This window comes from Ruminococcus sp. NATIVEDY161 (assembly GCF_045819895.1).
In the GTDB taxonomy this organism is placed as follows: Bacteria; Bacillota; Clostridia; order Oscillospirales; family Acutalibacteraceae; genus Ruminococcoides.
Genome location: NZ_CP162392.1, coordinates 1,756,570 through 1,770,801, shown reverse-complemented (window position 1 = coordinate 1,770,801; position 14,232 = coordinate 1,756,570). Strand labels below are relative to the sequence as shown.

Genomic DNA, 14,232 nt, shown 5'->3' with positions numbered 1-14,232 from the left:
ACTCCTTAATTATTTACCCTTACCGGCCTTGCCTTCCTTGCGGCGGATATACTCGTCAACGTATCTGATACCCTTGCCCTTATACGGCTCGGGCGGACGTTTCTCTCTGACTTCGGCAGCAAACTGACCAACCTTTTGCTTATCAATGCCGATAATCTTGATTGTGTTGGGATCGGGAACCTCAATCTTGATGTCCTGTGTATCCTCAACGATAACCTGGTGTGAATAACCAAGGTTCATAACGCACTTGTTACCCTGCTTCTGAACACGGTAACCAACGCCGTTAACCTTAAGCTCCTTAACGTAGCCCTCTGTAACGCCTACAACCATATTGTTGATGAGCGTTCTTGTCAGGCCGTGGAGCGAGCGGTTTTCCTTTTTGTCATCAGGACGTGTAACCTCAACGGTGCCGTCCTTGATTTCTACTGTCATATTCTGGTTGTAAGCGAAATCGAGTGTTCCCTTAGGTCCCTTGACAGTGATTACGCCGTTCTCGACCTTAACGTCAACTCCGGCGGGAATATTTATAGGTTTTCTTCCAATTCGAGACATTATCGCACCTCCTCTTACCAAATGTAAGCGAGAACCTCGCCGCCGATGTGCTGCTTACGAGCCTCGCGGTCGGTCATAACACCCTTAGATGTTGAAATAACCGCAACGCCGAGACCCTTCATTACCTTCGGCATATCCTCTGCATTACTGTATATACGCAAACCGGGCTTTGACACTCTTCTGAGACCGGTGATAACAGGTCTTTTGCCCTCAAGGTACTTAAGAGTAACCTTGATGATACCCTGCTTGCCGTCCTCGATAACGGTGAAATTCTTGATGTAGCCCTCGTCAAGAAGAATCTGACAGATTGACTTCTTGAGATTTGAGGCGGGAATTTCAACAGAATCGTGCTTAGCTGCGTTCGCGTTACGAATTCTTGTAAGTAAATCAGCTATTGTATCTGTAATCTGCATTACCTTTTTTCCTCCTTGCTTACCAGCTTGCTTTCTTTACGCCCGGGATTTCGCCCTTGTAAGCGAGCTCACGGAAGCAAATACGACAAATACCATACTTGCGGAGGTAGGCGTGTGGTCTACCGCAGATGTTACATCTTGAGTATTCTCTTGTAGAGAACTTCTGCTTTCTCTGCTGCTTAACTTTCATTGCTGTCTTAGCCACAACAATCCCTCCTTACTTTGAAAACGGTGCGCCCATAAGCGTTAAGAGCTCACGAGCCTCTTCGTCTGTGTTCGCTGTAGTAACAAAGCAAATGTCCATACCGCGAACCTTGTCAATCTTGTCATAATCAATCTCAGGGAAAATGAGCTGCTCTCTGAGACCCATATTGTAGTTACCTCTGCCGTCGAAAGAGTTGGGGTTGATACCTCTGAAGTCTCTTACACGGGGGAGAGCTACGTTAAAGAATCTGTCGAGGAACTCGTACATTCTCTCGCCTCTGAGCGTAACCTTTACGCCGATGGGCATACCTTCTCTGAGCTTGAAGTTAGCAACTGATTTTCTTGCGTGGCAAACCATGGGCTTCTGACCTGTGATTTGCGCAAGGTCCTTACAGATTGCGTCGATAGCCTTTGAGTTTTCTCTTGCTTCACCTGCGCCGACGTTGACAACGATCTTGTCAAGCTTCGGGATCTGCATAGTGCTCTTGTAGGAGAACTTATTCATAAGAGCAGGTGCAACTTCTTTTACATAGTAATCCTTAAGTCTTGCCATTTCTTAAATCCTCCTTAAAGCGCTTCGCCGCACTTGGCGCATACTCTGCCCTTAGAGCCGTCGTCATAAATCTTATGAGCAACTCTTGTGGGTTTCTTGCAGCGGGGGCAAACAACCTGAACCTTGGAAGCGTACATAGCGCCCTCGGCCTTGATAATTCCGCCCTGCTCGCCCATTCTTCTGGGCTTAACGTGCTTGGATACCATATTAACTTTCTCTACGATAACCTTGCCTTCCTTGGGGCTTACGGCCATAACCTTGCCCTTTTTGCCCTTGTCTTTACCGCTGATAACGATAACGGTGTCGCCTGTTTTTACGTGAACTTTACTCATTGTGACACCTCCATTAAAGTACTTCCGGAGCAAGCGAGAGAATCTTCATATAATCCTTGTCACGAAGCTCTCTTGCAACCGGTCCGAAGATACGAGTACCACGGGGGTTCTTATCTTCCTTAATAATTACAGCTGCGTTTTCGTCGAAGCGGATGTATGTTCCGTCCTCGCGTCTAACGCCCTTAGCGGAACGAACAACTACAGCTCTTACAACGTCGCCCTTCTTAACAACGCCGCCGGGCGCTGCTTTTTTAACCGAAGCAACAATAACATCGCCAATGTTGGCGTATCTCCTGCGGGTACCGCCGAGAACACGAATGCACATAAGTTCCTTTGCGCCGGTGTTGTCGGCAACCTTGAGGATAGTTTGCTGTTGAATCATAACTGATTCCTCCTTTTCTCTCTCAAGTCGCTAAACTTATTTAGCTTTCTCTATAATCTCGACGAGTCTCCATCTCTTGTCCTTGGAAAGGGGACGGGTCTCCATAATTTTTACACGGTCGCCCACGCCGCACTCGTTGTTTTCGTCGTGCGCCTTAAAGCGAACTGTGCGCTTAACAATTTTGTTATAAAGCTTGTGCTTTACGCTGTCCTCAACAGCAACGACGATGGTCTTGTCCATCTTATCGCTTACTACTCTGCCGACAACAGTCTTTCTCATATTTCTGTCACTCACTGTTAAGTCCTCCTCTCTTAAGCTTCAATACCGAGCTCGCGCTGACGAAGGATTGTAGACACTCTTGCGATGTCCTTCTTAACGGCTCCGATTCTTGATGTGTTTTCGAGCTGGTTAACAGCAAGCTGGAAACGAAGATTGAAGAGCTCTTCCTTGAGTTCTGTGAGCTTTGTCTGAAGCTCTTCAACTGTGAGATCTCTGAGTTCTGATGCTTTCATTACTGCTCACCCTCCTCTTTCTTAACAAACTTGCACTTGATGGGGAGCTTGTTGGCTGCAAGGCGCATAGCCTCTCTAGCAATTGCCTCGTCAACGCCGCCGAGCTCAAACATAACTCTGCCGGGCTTAACTACAGCTACCCAATACTCTACGTTACCTTTACCTTTACCCATACGGGTTTCAGCCGGTCTTGCGGTTACAGGCTTGTCGGGGAAGATTTTGATCCAAACCTTACCGAAACGCTTGCAGTAACGTGTCATAGCAACACGGGCAGCCTCGATCTGGTTTGAAGTAATCCACGCCGGCTCAGTTGCCTGAAGGCCGTAATCACCGTAGGTTACCTTGTTACCGCGCATAGCCTTACCGGTCATACGTCCGCGGTGAACTCTTCTGTATTTTACTCTTTTAGGCATTAACATTATTTTCTGCCTCCTTCTCTGCGGGGTCTTCTGGCAGGCTTGGACTCGGCTACATTGAGAACCTCGCCCTTGTACAGCCAAACCTTAACGCCGACCTTACCGTAGGTTGTGTTAGCCTCGGCAAAACCGTAGTCGATATCCGCGCGAAGGGTCTGAAGCGGAATAGTACCCTCGTGGTACTGCTCAGAACGCGCGATTTCTGCGCCGCCGAGACGGCCTGAACACATAATCTTGATACCCTTTGCACCGCGGCGCATAGCGTTGCCGATTGACTGCTTCATTGCGCGGCGGAAGGAAATTCTCTTTTCGAGCTGAGCTGCGATGTTCTCAGCAACGAGCTGAGCGTCAAGCTCGGGAGCTTTAACCTCAACAATATTGATTGAAACGGGCTTATTAAGCTTCTTCTCGCACTGAGCCTTGAGCTTCTCGATCTCTGAGCCGCCCTTACCGATAACAAGACCGGGCTTTGCAGTGTGGATAGAAATTCTAACCTTTTTGCCGTCTCTCTCGATTTCGATTTTGGAAATTCCGAAGTTGTAAAGCTGAGCCTTCAGCTCGCGGCGGAGGTTATAGTCCTCAACAAGAGTTGTGCCGAAGTCCTTCTTGTTTGCAAACCAACGTGAATCCCAATCTTTGATTACACCAACACGAAGACCGTGCGGATTTACTTTCTGACCCATAATTTAACCTCCCCTTAGTCTTCTTTTTCCTTGAGTACGAGGGTGATGTGAGAAGTTCTCTTGTTGATTCTGAACGCTCTGCCCTGTGCTCTGGGACGAATTCTTTTAAGGATGGGGCCTGCTGTTGCATTGCACTGTGCAATGTAAAGCTTGGATACATCCATATCATGGTTGTTCTCAGCATTTGCCATAGCTGACTTGAGCAGCTTGATGAGCGGCTCGCAAGCGGCCTTGGGAGTGTGCTTAAGAACAGCTTCCGCATACTTGACGTCCTTGCCTCTGATAAGGTCGAGAACAACGCCAACCTTGCGGGGTGAAATACGAACAAACTTCGCTACTGCTTTAGCTTCCATTTAAGTACTCTCCTTCCGCTTATTTGCTGGTCTTTGAACCGGCATGTCCCTTAAAGGTTCTTGTGGGCGCAAACTCACCGAGCTTGTGGCCTACCATATCTTCAGTTACATATACCGGAACGTGCTTACGGCCGTCGTGAACGGCGAATGTATGTCCTACGAACTCAGGGAAGATTGTTGAGCTTCTTGACCAGGTCTTAAGAATTCTCTTTTCTCCCTTTTCGTTCATTTCTTGAACCCTTTTGAAAAGTACAGGCTGAACAAAAGGACCCTTTTTAGTACTTCTACTCATTATTAAGCTCCTTTCTGCCCTTACTTACCGTTTCTTCTGCGAACGATAAGCTTATCGCTCTGCTTGTTGTGCTTACGTGTCTTGTAACCGAGAGCGGGCTTACCCCACGGGGTTACAGGGCCGGGACGGCCTACAGGTGATTTACCCTCACCACCGCCGTGCGGGTGGTCATTCGGGTTCATAACAGAACCGCGGACTGTGGGACGCCATCCCATATTTCTCTTACGGCCGGCTTTACCGATTTTTACGTTGAAGTGGTCGGGGTTAGAAACCTGACCTACGGTAGCCATGCAGTTTTCGGGAACGTTTCTGAGCTCGTTTGAAGGAAGTCTCAGAAGCGCGTAGCCGTTTTCACGAGCCATAAGCTGAGCCATGTTGCCTGCCGAACGTGCGAGCTGACCGCCGCGTCCGGGATAGAGCTCGATGTTGTGTACGAAGGTACCTACGGGGATTGCGTACAGCGGAAGGGCGTTGCCCGGCCAGATGTCTGCGTTCTCGCCTGCGATTACCTTGTAGCCAACCTTAAGTCCCTCGGGGCAGAGGATGTATGACTTGTCGCCGTCCTCGTACTCTACCAGAGCGATGAACGCCGAGCGGTTGGGATCGTACTCGATTGTTTTAACAGTACCCTCTACGTCAAACTTGTTGCGCTTGAAGTCGATGATACGATATTTTCTTCTGTTGCCGCCGCCTCTGTGACGAACTGTAATTCTTCCGTAGCTGTTACGTCCTGCCTTCTTATTTAAAGGAGCGAGCAAGCTTTTTTCGGGGGCAACCTTTGAAAGACCTGAATAGTCAACAACCGACATATTTCTTCTTGAGTTGATAGTCGGCTTATAAACCTTAATTGCCATTGTGATTTCACTCTCCTCATGATGGTTTTGCGGGAAATGGCTTTTCCCATAACTACTTTGTATTTTGTACGTTCGTGACTTATCTGCACTCTTTCCGAACTTTGCGCGTTATCCGCTCTCTATCCGAACGTCGTGATATCACGTTTCGTTGTCCTCCGCTGTTCCTCAATTAACTTCCACTCGTCAAATCAATTAATAAATTCTATTATAGTTTTTATAAGGTTTGAATTTCTTAATTGCTTTGTCCTCGCCGGGCGTTAATTGAGGGCTCCGGACCTCAACGCACAAAATTACATCATGCCTTCAAAAAATTCGATAGGCTTGCTGTTAGCTGCAAGGGTGATGATTGCTTTCTTCCAGCTTCTGGTGTAGCCGCCGTTGTTTCTGCCCTGACGGCGGAACTGACCGCGAACGTTGAGGGTGTTAACCTTTGCAACCTTTACCTTGAAAACTTCCTCGCAAGCTTTTGCGATTTCAATCTTGTTAGCTGTTTTTGCTACCTCAAAGGTATACACTTTGTTTACCGCGCCTGCCATGCTCTTTTCTGTGATGATGGGGCGGATGATAATATCGTGAGCTATCATGCATATACCTCCTCAATCTTGCTTACCGCGTCCTTGACGATAACGAGCTTCTCAGCGTTGAGAATGTCGTAAACATTCAGGGTGTTAACCTGAGTTGTCTTTGCGCCGGGGATGTTGGCAGCTGATTTAATAACCTTCTGATCCGCTGTGTCAAGAACGATGAGGGGCTTCTTTTCAGCCTCTACAGCCTTGAGCATTGCGGCAATCTTCTTAGTCTTGAACTCGTCAAGAGCGATCTTGTCAACAACGATGATGTTGTTTTCCTGAGCCTTTACAGAGAAGGCTGACTTCATAGCGAGTCTTCTTACCTTCTTATTAACAGTGAATTTGTAGCTGCGGGGCTTGGGAGCGAACACTACGCCGCCGTGAGTCCACTGGGGAGCTCTTGTCGAACCCTGACGGGCGCGGCCTGTGCCCTTTTGTCTCCAGGGCTTTTTACCGCCGCCGGAAACCTCTGCTCTTGTAAGAGCGGACTGTGTGCCCTGACGCTGTGCGGCGAGGTAGTTAACTACCATCATGTGCATTACGTGAGCGTTGGGCTCAATACCGAATACGGACTCGGCAAGCTCTACTGTACCTACGTTCTTGCCTTCCATATCTACTACTGATAAACTTGGCATTTATAATCCCCCTTCCTTTAAGCCTTTACGGAATCTTTAAGAACTACGATTCCTTTGTTTGGACCGGGAACAGCGCCCTTTACAGCGATGAGGTTGTTTTCTGCGTCAACCTTAACAACTGTGAGGTTCTGAACTGTTACCTGCTCTGCGCCGAGGTGACCTGCCATTCTCTTGCCCTTCCAAACTCTTGAGGGCGAGGAGCAGGCGCCGATTGAACCGCCGTGGCGTACGCAGGGGCCTGTACCGTGGGTTTCCTTAAGACGGTGGAAGTTCCATCTCTTAATAACGCCCGCTGTACCCTTACCTTTGCTCTTGCCGGTAACGTCAATCTTGTCTCCGGGGGTGAATACGTCTGCCTTTACGAGATCGCCTACGCTGTAAGCGTCTGTGTCGGCAAAGCGGAACTCTTTGAGAGTTTTCTTGGGAGCTACGCCGGACTTATCGAAGAAACCCTTCATAGGCTTGTTAACCTTGTGGGGCTTTAAGTCGCCGTATCCGAGCTGAACGGATGCGTAGCCGTCGTTTTCAACTGTTTTCTTGGCGGTTACCACGCAGGGACCTGCCTCAACAACAGTTACGGGAACTACTCTTCCCTTTTCATCGAAAATCTGTGTCATGCCGATTTTCTTGCCGATGATTGCTTTTTGCATTGAATGTATCCTCCTTTTAGGTTATTGGTTGGCTGTGCCAACATGACCCTGTCTGCTTGTAGGTTGGTATCTTACTTTTAAGCCTTAAATGACAATTACAGCTTAATTTCGATGTCAACGCCGGCAGGGAGCTCTAAGCTCATAAGAGCCTCGACTGTCTTGTTTGACGGTCTTAAAATGTCGATAAGACGCTTGTGAGTCCTGATCTCGAACTGCTCACGGCTGTCCTTGTACTTATGAACAGCACGGAGAATTGTAACGATCTGCTTCTCTGTGGGGAGAGGTACGGGGCCCGAAACCCTTGCGCCTGTGCGCTTAGCTGTTGCCACGATTCTCTCTGCGCTCTGATCAACCAGCTGGTGATCATAGCCCTTTAATCTTATCCTGATTTTTTCCTTGACTGCCATTATCGTCGCCTCCTTAAAAATTTTCCGCGTTAAACGCGCTCTGTAGGCGGGCGTTTCGCTCTCAGTTCGCTCTGAAAGTTTTTGAAACTCTGCCGGGTGTTTCGTCACCCCGCATTAAAAAACCCGTTTAACCATTCAGTTAACCGGGAACGTCCTGAAAGCTTTTGAGCATACTTATGGCATAGCAACCCTTAAATGCCGCAGTTATACTCAGTGTTTCAATTTAATACCGAAAAATCGGTATTTTCGCCCGGTTTAAAATCGGACATACTCCACGGAAAAACCGGCTTAAAAGCCGCAACCTCCCGCTTCATCGCATATCTTGTGCAGTCACACAGATGTATTATAACTTATTAGGGGCTTTTTTTCAAGTTTTTAGGGGATTTTTAAAAATTTTTATATAGAGAAGTTTTACGAACATTTAATATGTTTTTTGTTTAAATTGCTATTTGCCAAATAGGACAGATTAAGTTATAATCATATTTGTAGGGGCGTTCTTAGCACAACGGCAACCCTTTTGTCACTTCGTGACATTTCCCCTGATAGGGGAATCACCCATGTGTCCGCCCGCTGACAACCGCAACGTTTGCCTTGAATCACGGGCGGACACACGGCTCCGCCCCTACAGTTATTATTAAATGTGTGTTTATGAGGGTGGTATTATGATTCATATCTATTACGGCGACGGAAAAGGCAAAACCACCGCGGCGGCAGGGCTTGCTGCACGTGCCGCAGGCAACAATATGCACGTGATGTTCGTGCAGTTTTTAAAGACCGAGGATTCGGGCGAAAGGCTGTCGCTCGAAAGGCTTGAAACCGTAACGCTAACGCCCTGTCCGCGCGAATTGAAGTTTACATTTGATATGGACGAGCACGAAAAGCAGCAGGCGGTCACGATGTTCCGCGGAATTTTTGAGCGGAGCGTGTCGGCGGCGCTGTCACAGCGGTACGATATGATAGTGCTCGACGAGATTTTTGACGCGGTGAACGAGGGTATGCTCAGCGAGAGCGAGGTGTTTGAGTTCATCACGAACGCCCCCGACGGAATTGAGATTGTAATGACAGGTCACAATCCGCCCGAACGGTTCATTGAAGCCGCGGATTACGTGACCGAGTTCAAAAAAGTAAAACACCCCTTCGACCGCGGTATCGGCGGAAGAAAGGGAGTTGAGTTTTAGAGTTTAATGTTTAGAGTTTAGAGTTTAATTATTTATAGGAAAAGTTTATTTGTTGACGTTTGTATGTTTTATTAGGAAACGTTTGTTGATAACTGTAGGGGCGGACCCGTGTGTCCGCCCCTACGATTGTAAAGGACAGGTTGGCGCTATAGGAAATGTCTGCCCCCTCCGTCATTTTGCAAGCAAAATGACACCTCCCCCGTAACAAGTGACGGGGGAGGCTTTAAACTGTAATTTAATGTTTTATTCAACACACAAAAAGTTTTTTCTTTATCAAATGTTGTGTGCCTGTTCCGCGGGCGTGCAATGCACGCCCCTACAATTTTCCATTTTCAATTATCAACTTTCAATTATAAAAAATGGCGGTCACTGACCGCCGTTTTTTATTTCAGCGCTTCCTTTGCAGCGTCTGCTAGTATATTCAAGCCCTTCATGAGCAGGGTGTCCTCGATTACGAGGGGCGGCATAATTTTGAGCACTGAGCCGTCTCTGCCTGCGCACTCGCAAATGAGCTTGTTCTCAAAGCACTTTTCGATTACAACCTCGGAGAGCTCGGGGTTGATTTTACCGAAGTCGATACCCCAGATAAGTCCCATTCCGCGGAGCTCAAGGCGGCTGTCAATCGGGAGGATTTCCCTTTCAATAAAGCTCTTTACGAGCTCGCCCTTACGGCGTGTTTCCTCCTCGACGTTGTTTTCGAGCAGCCAGTCGAACGAAGCCTTGCCTGCGATGAACGAGAGCTGGTTGCCTCTGAATGTGCCGTTGTGCTCGCCGGGCTTCCAAAGGTCGAGCTCGCCCTTTAGGAGAAGGATCGCGAGCGGCATTCCGAGACCGCCGATTGACTTTGACATTACGACCATATCGGGCTCGATACCTGCGCGCTCGAACGAGAAGAAGCTTCCGCAGCGGCAGCAGCCAACCTGGATATCGTCAACAATCATAAGGATGTCGTTTTTGTCGCAGAAATCGCGAACCTGACGGAGAAATTCGTCGCTGAACGGACGGATACCGCCCTCTGCCTGCAAGGTTTCCATAATAACCGCGGCAGGCTTTTCAACGCCTGAGTGGTCGTCGTCGATAAGCGTCTGCATATACTGAATAACGTCAAGTCCCTCGAACATATACGGAGCAGGGATGTGGGTAACGTCGTTAAGGCTTGCGCCTGCGCCGCCCCTCGCGTACATTTCGGAAGTGAGCGAAAGTGCGCCCAAGGTCATACCGTGGAAGCAGCCCATAAACGCAAACACGTTGCGTCTGCCCTTGTTCTTTCTGGCAAGCTTGATTGCGGCTTCAACGGCGTTTGTGCCGGTAGGACCGCAGAACTGGATTTTGTAGTTAAAGCCGCGCGGCTCGATAATCTTATGCTCCAAGGTCTCGATGAACTCGCGCTTGGGCACAGTGTACATATCGAGAGCGTGGATAATGCCGTCGGTGGAGAGGTACTCAACCATTTTCTGCTTGATGTACTCGTTGTTGTGGCCGTAGTTAACCGCGCCTGCGCCGCAGAAAAAGTCGATATAGTCTACGCCGTCCTCGTCAGTGATAACAGCGCCCTTGGCGTTGGTGAACACCTTGGGAAAGTGTCTGCAGTATGAACGAACCTCTGACTCGTAATTTTCAAATGTGCTTGTATTCATAAATTTCCCTTCCTGTACTTACAGGCTCATTTTGCCTTTTACCTGTTGTTCTTGTTAGCGAAGTATTTTAAATATCCCGATAAGCCGTTTTTGACAATTTCCTCGATTTGCACGGGGCTGTCGGGGAGCATTACGATCAGCTTATCGCCTGATTGTAACATATATCCGCCGCGTCCGTCAATACCCTTTAGCCTTTTTATCAGCTCAGGCTCGCTGTCGGCGGCGGCGTTTGAGATAATCTTGACCGCGCTGCGGCTGTCGTCAAAGTCGAGACCGCCGATTAAAAACGCGATATCGCTGTCCTTTACCGCTTCAATCAGCCACGCTCCGAGGTCGGCGCTGTTTGTCGCGAAAACCGAGCCCGAATGGTTGAGCTGATTTGCCGAAAGGCATTTTTTGAGCGTGCGCTCGCAGACGGAGGTTTTCTGCGCCGAGTAAAAAACAATTTTATAATCCATAGCGCCCCTCCTAATTCTGACTGTATTCGGGCTTTAACTGCGGCTCAAACTTAGGCGCGATTGTCATATCCGCGACAACGCAGCTAAAGTCGAGCCCCCAGCCCTTAAAGACGTAGTTGTAATAGGTGTTGCTCGGCTTTACGGGATTTGCAGGAGCGGTTGCCGGCTGACCGTCAAGCACCTGCTGGGTGGAGATTTCCGAGCCGTCGTAGTTGATAAACTTGACGGTGTGGTATACCACCAAATCCGTCGTGGGCGGCTCGTCCTTATCGTCACCGTCGTCATCGTCCGACTTTTCGGTGGTCGGCGCGGCGGTGGTCGCACCGCTTGCGGAAACCTTTTGCTCCTTAAAGTCGTAGGTTCCGTCGTACCAGTTTATCTTTTTGCCCTCGTAGGCGGTGCAGAAGTCCGTAACCTCGGGACGTTCTCCGCCTCGTGAGTTGTAGTAAACCTCAGGCCATACGGCGTTGTCGTTCTCGCTCGCCTTGCTCACGTCAACCTTGTCGCTCTCGCCTATTCTCACGCGCCTTGCAACGATAACGGTACGGAAGTTTGTGTACTCGTAGGAGCAGGTGGACAGCGTAATAAGCTCGTCGTCCTCGTTGACGTTGACGGGACAGTTGATAAGCGAACGGACGCGGACGTTGTAGACGTAGTTCATAAAGTCCTTCTCGTTTTGGAAGTTGCCTATCATATAGTTGAAGAACTTGCCCTGGCTGGACAGGGTGTTTGTCTTGAAAATCGAGATAATCTTGTACGTTCCGTTAGCCTGGGGAGTGTCAAAGCGGATTGTGGGCTGTTCCTTGTAGAAGTCGAGGTTGCCCGAGGTTCCGCCGTAGTTCATCAGCTCTCCGAACATTGAACCGTCGTTCATATGGTGGCCGTGCATAATGACGTTCTTGCTCTGTGTTCCCTGGGTACAGCGGTAGTCGAGGAAGATTGAGCCGTAGGAGTCGTAATCGCCTTTGTAGTTGTGGTTGAGGTAGTACTGACCGGACATATCGTCGTCCTTGTGCCAAAGCACGGGATAGTCGATTTGCGTATCGTTGATCTGTATCCAGCCGACGATCTCGTCGTTAATATCCTTGAGCTCGTCCCAGTCGATACCCTTTTCGGTATCGGGAGCGTGGGGATCGTCCTTTCGGTCGCCGTGGGCGATTGTCTGAATTTCGCCGTTGAGCTGGGCGTTGCGCATACTGAGGAAAACCATATTGTAGAACAGCAGTCCCAGTGCGGCTATGAACACCAAAAACGCGGCGATTACAAGGAGCTTTCTGCCGATTTCCTTTTTGGAGTCGCCCTTTTTGGGGATGTACTTGCTTACAAAGTCGGTTCTCGGCGGAACATACTTTTCTACCGAAAAGCCGTCGGGGTAATCGTTGGCGGAATTTTCAAAAACCTCGGTCGTTCTGACCGCCGCCAGCGCCGCGATTTGCGCGAAGTCCTCGCCTGCAAGCTCCGCCTGCGGAACCGCCGCAACGCGGATTCCCTTGTAGATAAAGCAATAGCCCTTGAAGCCGTTGCCGAAATCTCCGAGCGAGAAAACCTTTGCCTTTTTGCGCGTGAGCAGGTATTCCTCCTCCATCGCCTTAAGCTCTTCCTCGGTTTTGCCCTCAGCCTTAGCCTGCTTGAACGCCTTGTCGCGCTCCTTCCAGTAATTTTTCGGAACGGAGTCGGAAGCCGAGCGCTCGGCGGCGACGACCGTCTCTACAAAATACTTTTTGAAGGAATCGCTGTTCTTTGTGCGCAGTGCGTTGGCGATAATCACAACGTCGGGCTTGTCGTCGGCACGTGCCAGACTGTTGAGCGCCGAGTTGATGACAACCGGGTTCATCAGGGCTTTGGTGACGGACTTGAGCGAATAGCCGTATTTGTCAAGCTTTTCTCTCAGCTCGTTTTCGCGTTCGGTCAGAACGTCGGTTTCTTTCTTTTTATTTACGGAAATAATTTCTACAAACACGACGGTCACTCCTTTCGCGCTATGAAATGTAGGTAATTTTTAAGTTCTGCAGGGCTTCCTCGATAAGCGGTTCGAAGCCTGCGTTTTCCTGAGCCTGTTTAACGAATTTGAGCACCGGCTTTGTTCGCGGATGCTTGGGGGTGAACACCGTACAGCAGTCCTCGTAAGGCTCAATCGAGGTCTCAAAGGTGTCGATTTTATAAGAGATGTCGATAATTTCCTGCTTATCCATACCGATTAACGGTCTGAACACGACCATATCGGCGGCTTCGTCGGTACAGCCGAGAGCGCCGATTGTCTGGCTTGCAACCTGACCGAGGCTTTCGCCCGTGATGAGCGCCTGGCACTCGTTTTGCTCGGCTATTCTCTGCGAAATCTGCATCATCAGCCTGCGCATAATAATCGTGAACAGCTCCTCGGGACAGTCGTCGCGGAGCTTTTCCTGAAGCTTTGTAAACGGCACGGTGTACATCTTCATCGCGCCCGAATAGCGCGCTACCTTTTGAAGAAGTCTTACCACCTTGTCCTCGGCACGCCGGCTGGTGTACGGCGGACTTGCAAAGTGAACGGCGGTCAGCTTAATGCCGCGCTTCGCCATCATATACGCCGCAACGGGCGAGTCAATTCCTCCGCTTATGAGGATTACCGCCCTGCCGCCTGTGCCGACGGGGATTCCGCCTGCTCCGCGGATTGGATTTGCGTGGATATACGCGCCGTGGTCGCGGATTTCAACATACACCGTGACCTCGGGATTTTTTACGTCAACCTTAAGGTGGGGGAATTTTGCGAGTATCGCTCCGCCTGTCTCGCGGCAAATCTCGGGGGATTTGTACGGAAACTTTTTGTCGCTGCGCTTTGCCTCAACCTTAAAGGTCTTTGCCGTTCTGAGCTGCTTTGCGAGGTATTCGGGAGCGGTTTTGAGCACCGATTCAAGCGTTTTTTCGTCGCATAACGCGGCTCTCGAATAGCTGACAATTCCGAAAATCCTTCCGACTCTCTCGCACGCCTCGTCGAGGTCGATGTCGTCGCTCAGCGGCTTAACGCTGACGGTGGACTGCGCCGAGGTAATCTCGAACCTGCCCAGCGGCGAAAGTGTGTTTTTTATATTCTTTTTAAGTACGTCCTCAAACTGGCGGCGGTTAAGTCCCTTAAGGACAATCTCGCCGTCCTTGAGCAATAAAATCTCTTTCAT

At 49.5% G+C, this 14,232-nt stretch carries 22 protein-coding genes; 1 reads left to right on the top strand and 21 read right to left on the bottom strand.

Translation table 11 applies throughout. The annotated features are described in order from the left end of the window. Positions 1–9: 9 nt before the first annotated feature. The 17 genes from rplF to rpsJ form a co-directional block, all read right to left on the bottom strand. The gene (gene rplF / locus AB1I50_RS08460; protein ID WP_407723608.1) at positions 10–552 is read right to left on the bottom strand and encodes a 50S ribosomal protein L6; all 543 of its coding nucleotides are present in this window, start codon (positions 550–552) and stop codon (positions 10–12) included. A 14-nt stretch (positions 553–566) separates the two neighbouring features. Next, a complete protein-coding gene (gene rpsH, locus AB1I50_RS08455) occupies positions 567–965 on the bottom strand; it encodes a 30S ribosomal protein S8 (protein WP_407723607.1) in 399 nt (132 codons plus the stop codon). A 19-nt stretch (positions 966–984) separates the two neighbouring features. Further along, positions 985–1,170: a type Z 30S ribosomal protein S14 gene (locus AB1I50_RS08450; protein ID WP_092965909.1), complete on the bottom strand. Its 186-nt coding sequence runs from the start codon at positions 1,168–1,170 to the stop codon at positions 985–987. Between the two features lie 12 nt (positions 1,171–1,182). Next, positions 1,183–1,722 carry a 50S ribosomal protein L5 gene (rplE, locus tag AB1I50_RS08445; protein WP_407723606.1) on the bottom strand — a complete coding sequence of 180 codons (540 nt, stop codon included), beginning with the start codon at positions 1,720–1,722 and terminating at the stop codon, positions 1,183–1,185. 14 nt (positions 1,723–1,736) lie between these two features. Then, positions 1,737–2,054 carry a 50S ribosomal protein L24 gene (gene rplX / locus AB1I50_RS08440; protein WP_407723605.1) on the bottom strand — a complete coding sequence of 106 codons (318 nt, stop codon included), beginning with the start codon at positions 2,052–2,054 and terminating at the stop codon, positions 1,737–1,739. A gap of 13 nt (positions 2,055–2,067) precedes the next feature. Further along, positions 2,068–2,436: a 50S ribosomal protein L14 gene (gene rplN, locus AB1I50_RS08435; protein ID WP_407723604.1), complete on the bottom strand. Its 369-nt coding sequence runs from the start codon at positions 2,434–2,436 to the stop codon at positions 2,068–2,070. 36 nt (positions 2,437–2,472) lie between these two features. Then, positions 2,473–2,730 carry a 30S ribosomal protein S17 gene (gene rpsQ / locus AB1I50_RS08430; protein WP_407723603.1) on the bottom strand — a complete coding sequence of 86 codons (258 nt, stop codon included), beginning with the start codon at positions 2,728–2,730 and terminating at the stop codon, positions 2,473–2,475. 17 nt (positions 2,731–2,747) lie between these two features. Then, entirely contained in the window at positions 2,748–2,948 is a 201-nt protein-coding gene (gene rpmC, locus AB1I50_RS08425) for a 50S ribosomal protein L29 (RefSeq protein WP_407723602.1), read from the bottom strand. Then, complete coding sequence (rplP, locus tag AB1I50_RS08420) at positions 2,948–3,367, bottom strand: 50S ribosomal protein L16 (RefSeq protein WP_407723601.1); 420 nt, start codon at positions 3,365–3,367, stop codon at positions 2,948–2,950. The genes rpmC and rplP overlap by 1 nt, the downstream gene beginning before the upstream one ends. Then, on the bottom strand, positions 3,367–4,047 hold the full coding sequence (gene rpsC, locus AB1I50_RS08415) for a 30S ribosomal protein S3 (RefSeq protein WP_407723600.1): 681 nt from the start codon (positions 4,045–4,047) through the stop codon (positions 3,367–3,369). Before rpsC ends, rplP begins: the two co-directional genes overlap by 1 nt. Positions 4,048–4,061: 14 nt before the next feature. Continuing rightward, positions 4,062–4,400 (bottom strand): 50S ribosomal protein L22, encoded by a 339-nt coding sequence (rplV, locus tag AB1I50_RS08410; RefSeq protein WP_407723599.1) that lies wholly within the window; start codon positions 4,398–4,400, stop codon positions 4,062–4,064. A gap of 19 nt (positions 4,401–4,419) precedes the next feature. Further along, positions 4,420–4,692 (bottom strand): 30S ribosomal protein S19, encoded by a 273-nt coding sequence (rpsS, locus tag AB1I50_RS08405; protein ID WP_216558683.1) that lies wholly within the window; start codon positions 4,690–4,692, stop codon positions 4,420–4,422. Between the two features lie 20 nt (positions 4,693–4,712). Beyond that, a complete protein-coding gene (rplB, locus tag AB1I50_RS08400; protein WP_407723598.1) occupies positions 4,713–5,546 on the bottom strand; it encodes a 50S ribosomal protein L2 in 834 nt (277 codons plus the stop codon). Between the two features lie 290 nt (positions 5,547–5,836). Next, positions 5,837–6,130 (bottom strand): 50S ribosomal protein L23, encoded by a 294-nt coding sequence (gene rplW, locus AB1I50_RS08395; protein ID WP_407723596.1) that lies wholly within the window; start codon positions 6,128–6,130, stop codon positions 5,837–5,839. Beyond that, positions 6,127–6,750: a 50S ribosomal protein L4 gene (gene rplD, locus AB1I50_RS08390; RefSeq protein ID WP_407723595.1), complete on the bottom strand. Its 624-nt coding sequence runs from the start codon at positions 6,748–6,750 to the stop codon at positions 6,127–6,129. Before rplD ends, rplW begins: the two co-directional genes overlap by 4 nt. 17 nt (positions 6,751–6,767) lie before the next feature. Further along, a complete protein-coding gene (gene rplC / locus AB1I50_RS08385; protein ID WP_407723594.1) occupies positions 6,768–7,400 on the bottom strand; it encodes a 50S ribosomal protein L3 in 633 nt (210 codons plus the stop codon). Between the two features lie 95 nt (positions 7,401–7,495). After that, positions 7,496–7,807 (bottom strand): 30S ribosomal protein S10, encoded by a 312-nt coding sequence (gene rpsJ, locus AB1I50_RS08380; protein WP_178849690.1) that lies wholly within the window; start codon positions 7,805–7,807, stop codon positions 7,496–7,498. 662 nt (positions 7,808–8,469) lie between these two features. Here rpsJ and AB1I50_RS08375 point away from each other — a divergent pair. Further along, the gene (locus tag AB1I50_RS08375) at positions 8,470–8,985 is read left to right on the top strand and encodes a cob(I)yrinic acid a,c-diamide adenosyltransferase (protein WP_407723593.1); all 516 of its coding nucleotides are present in this window, start codon (positions 8,470–8,472) and stop codon (positions 8,983–8,985) included. A gap of 383 nt (positions 8,986–9,368) precedes the next feature. Here AB1I50_RS08375 and AB1I50_RS08370 read toward each other — a convergent pair whose 3' ends face one another. From AB1I50_RS08370 to thiI, 4 genes are read right to left on the bottom strand one after another with little or no spacing between them, the layout of a single operon-like run. Further along, on the bottom strand, positions 9,369–10,622 hold the full coding sequence (locus tag AB1I50_RS08370) for an aspartate aminotransferase family protein (protein ID WP_407723592.1): 1,254 nt from the start codon (positions 10,620–10,622) through the stop codon (positions 9,369–9,371). Positions 10,623–10,660: 38 nt separating this feature from the next. Next, positions 10,661–11,080 (bottom strand): hypothetical protein, encoded by a 420-nt coding sequence (locus AB1I50_RS08365; RefSeq protein ID WP_407723591.1) that lies wholly within the window; start codon positions 11,078–11,080, stop codon positions 10,661–10,663. Positions 11,081–11,090: 10 nt separating this feature from the next. Next, a complete protein-coding gene (gene srtB, locus AB1I50_RS08360; protein WP_407723590.1) occupies positions 11,091–13,040 on the bottom strand; it encodes a class B sortase in 1,950 nt (649 codons plus the stop codon). Positions 13,041–13,059: 19 nt separating this feature from the next. Next, positions 13,060–14,232: a tRNA uracil 4-sulfurtransferase ThiI gene (thiI, locus tag AB1I50_RS08355; RefSeq protein WP_407723589.1), complete on the bottom strand. Its 1,173-nt coding sequence runs from the start codon at positions 14,230–14,232 to the stop codon at positions 13,060–13,062.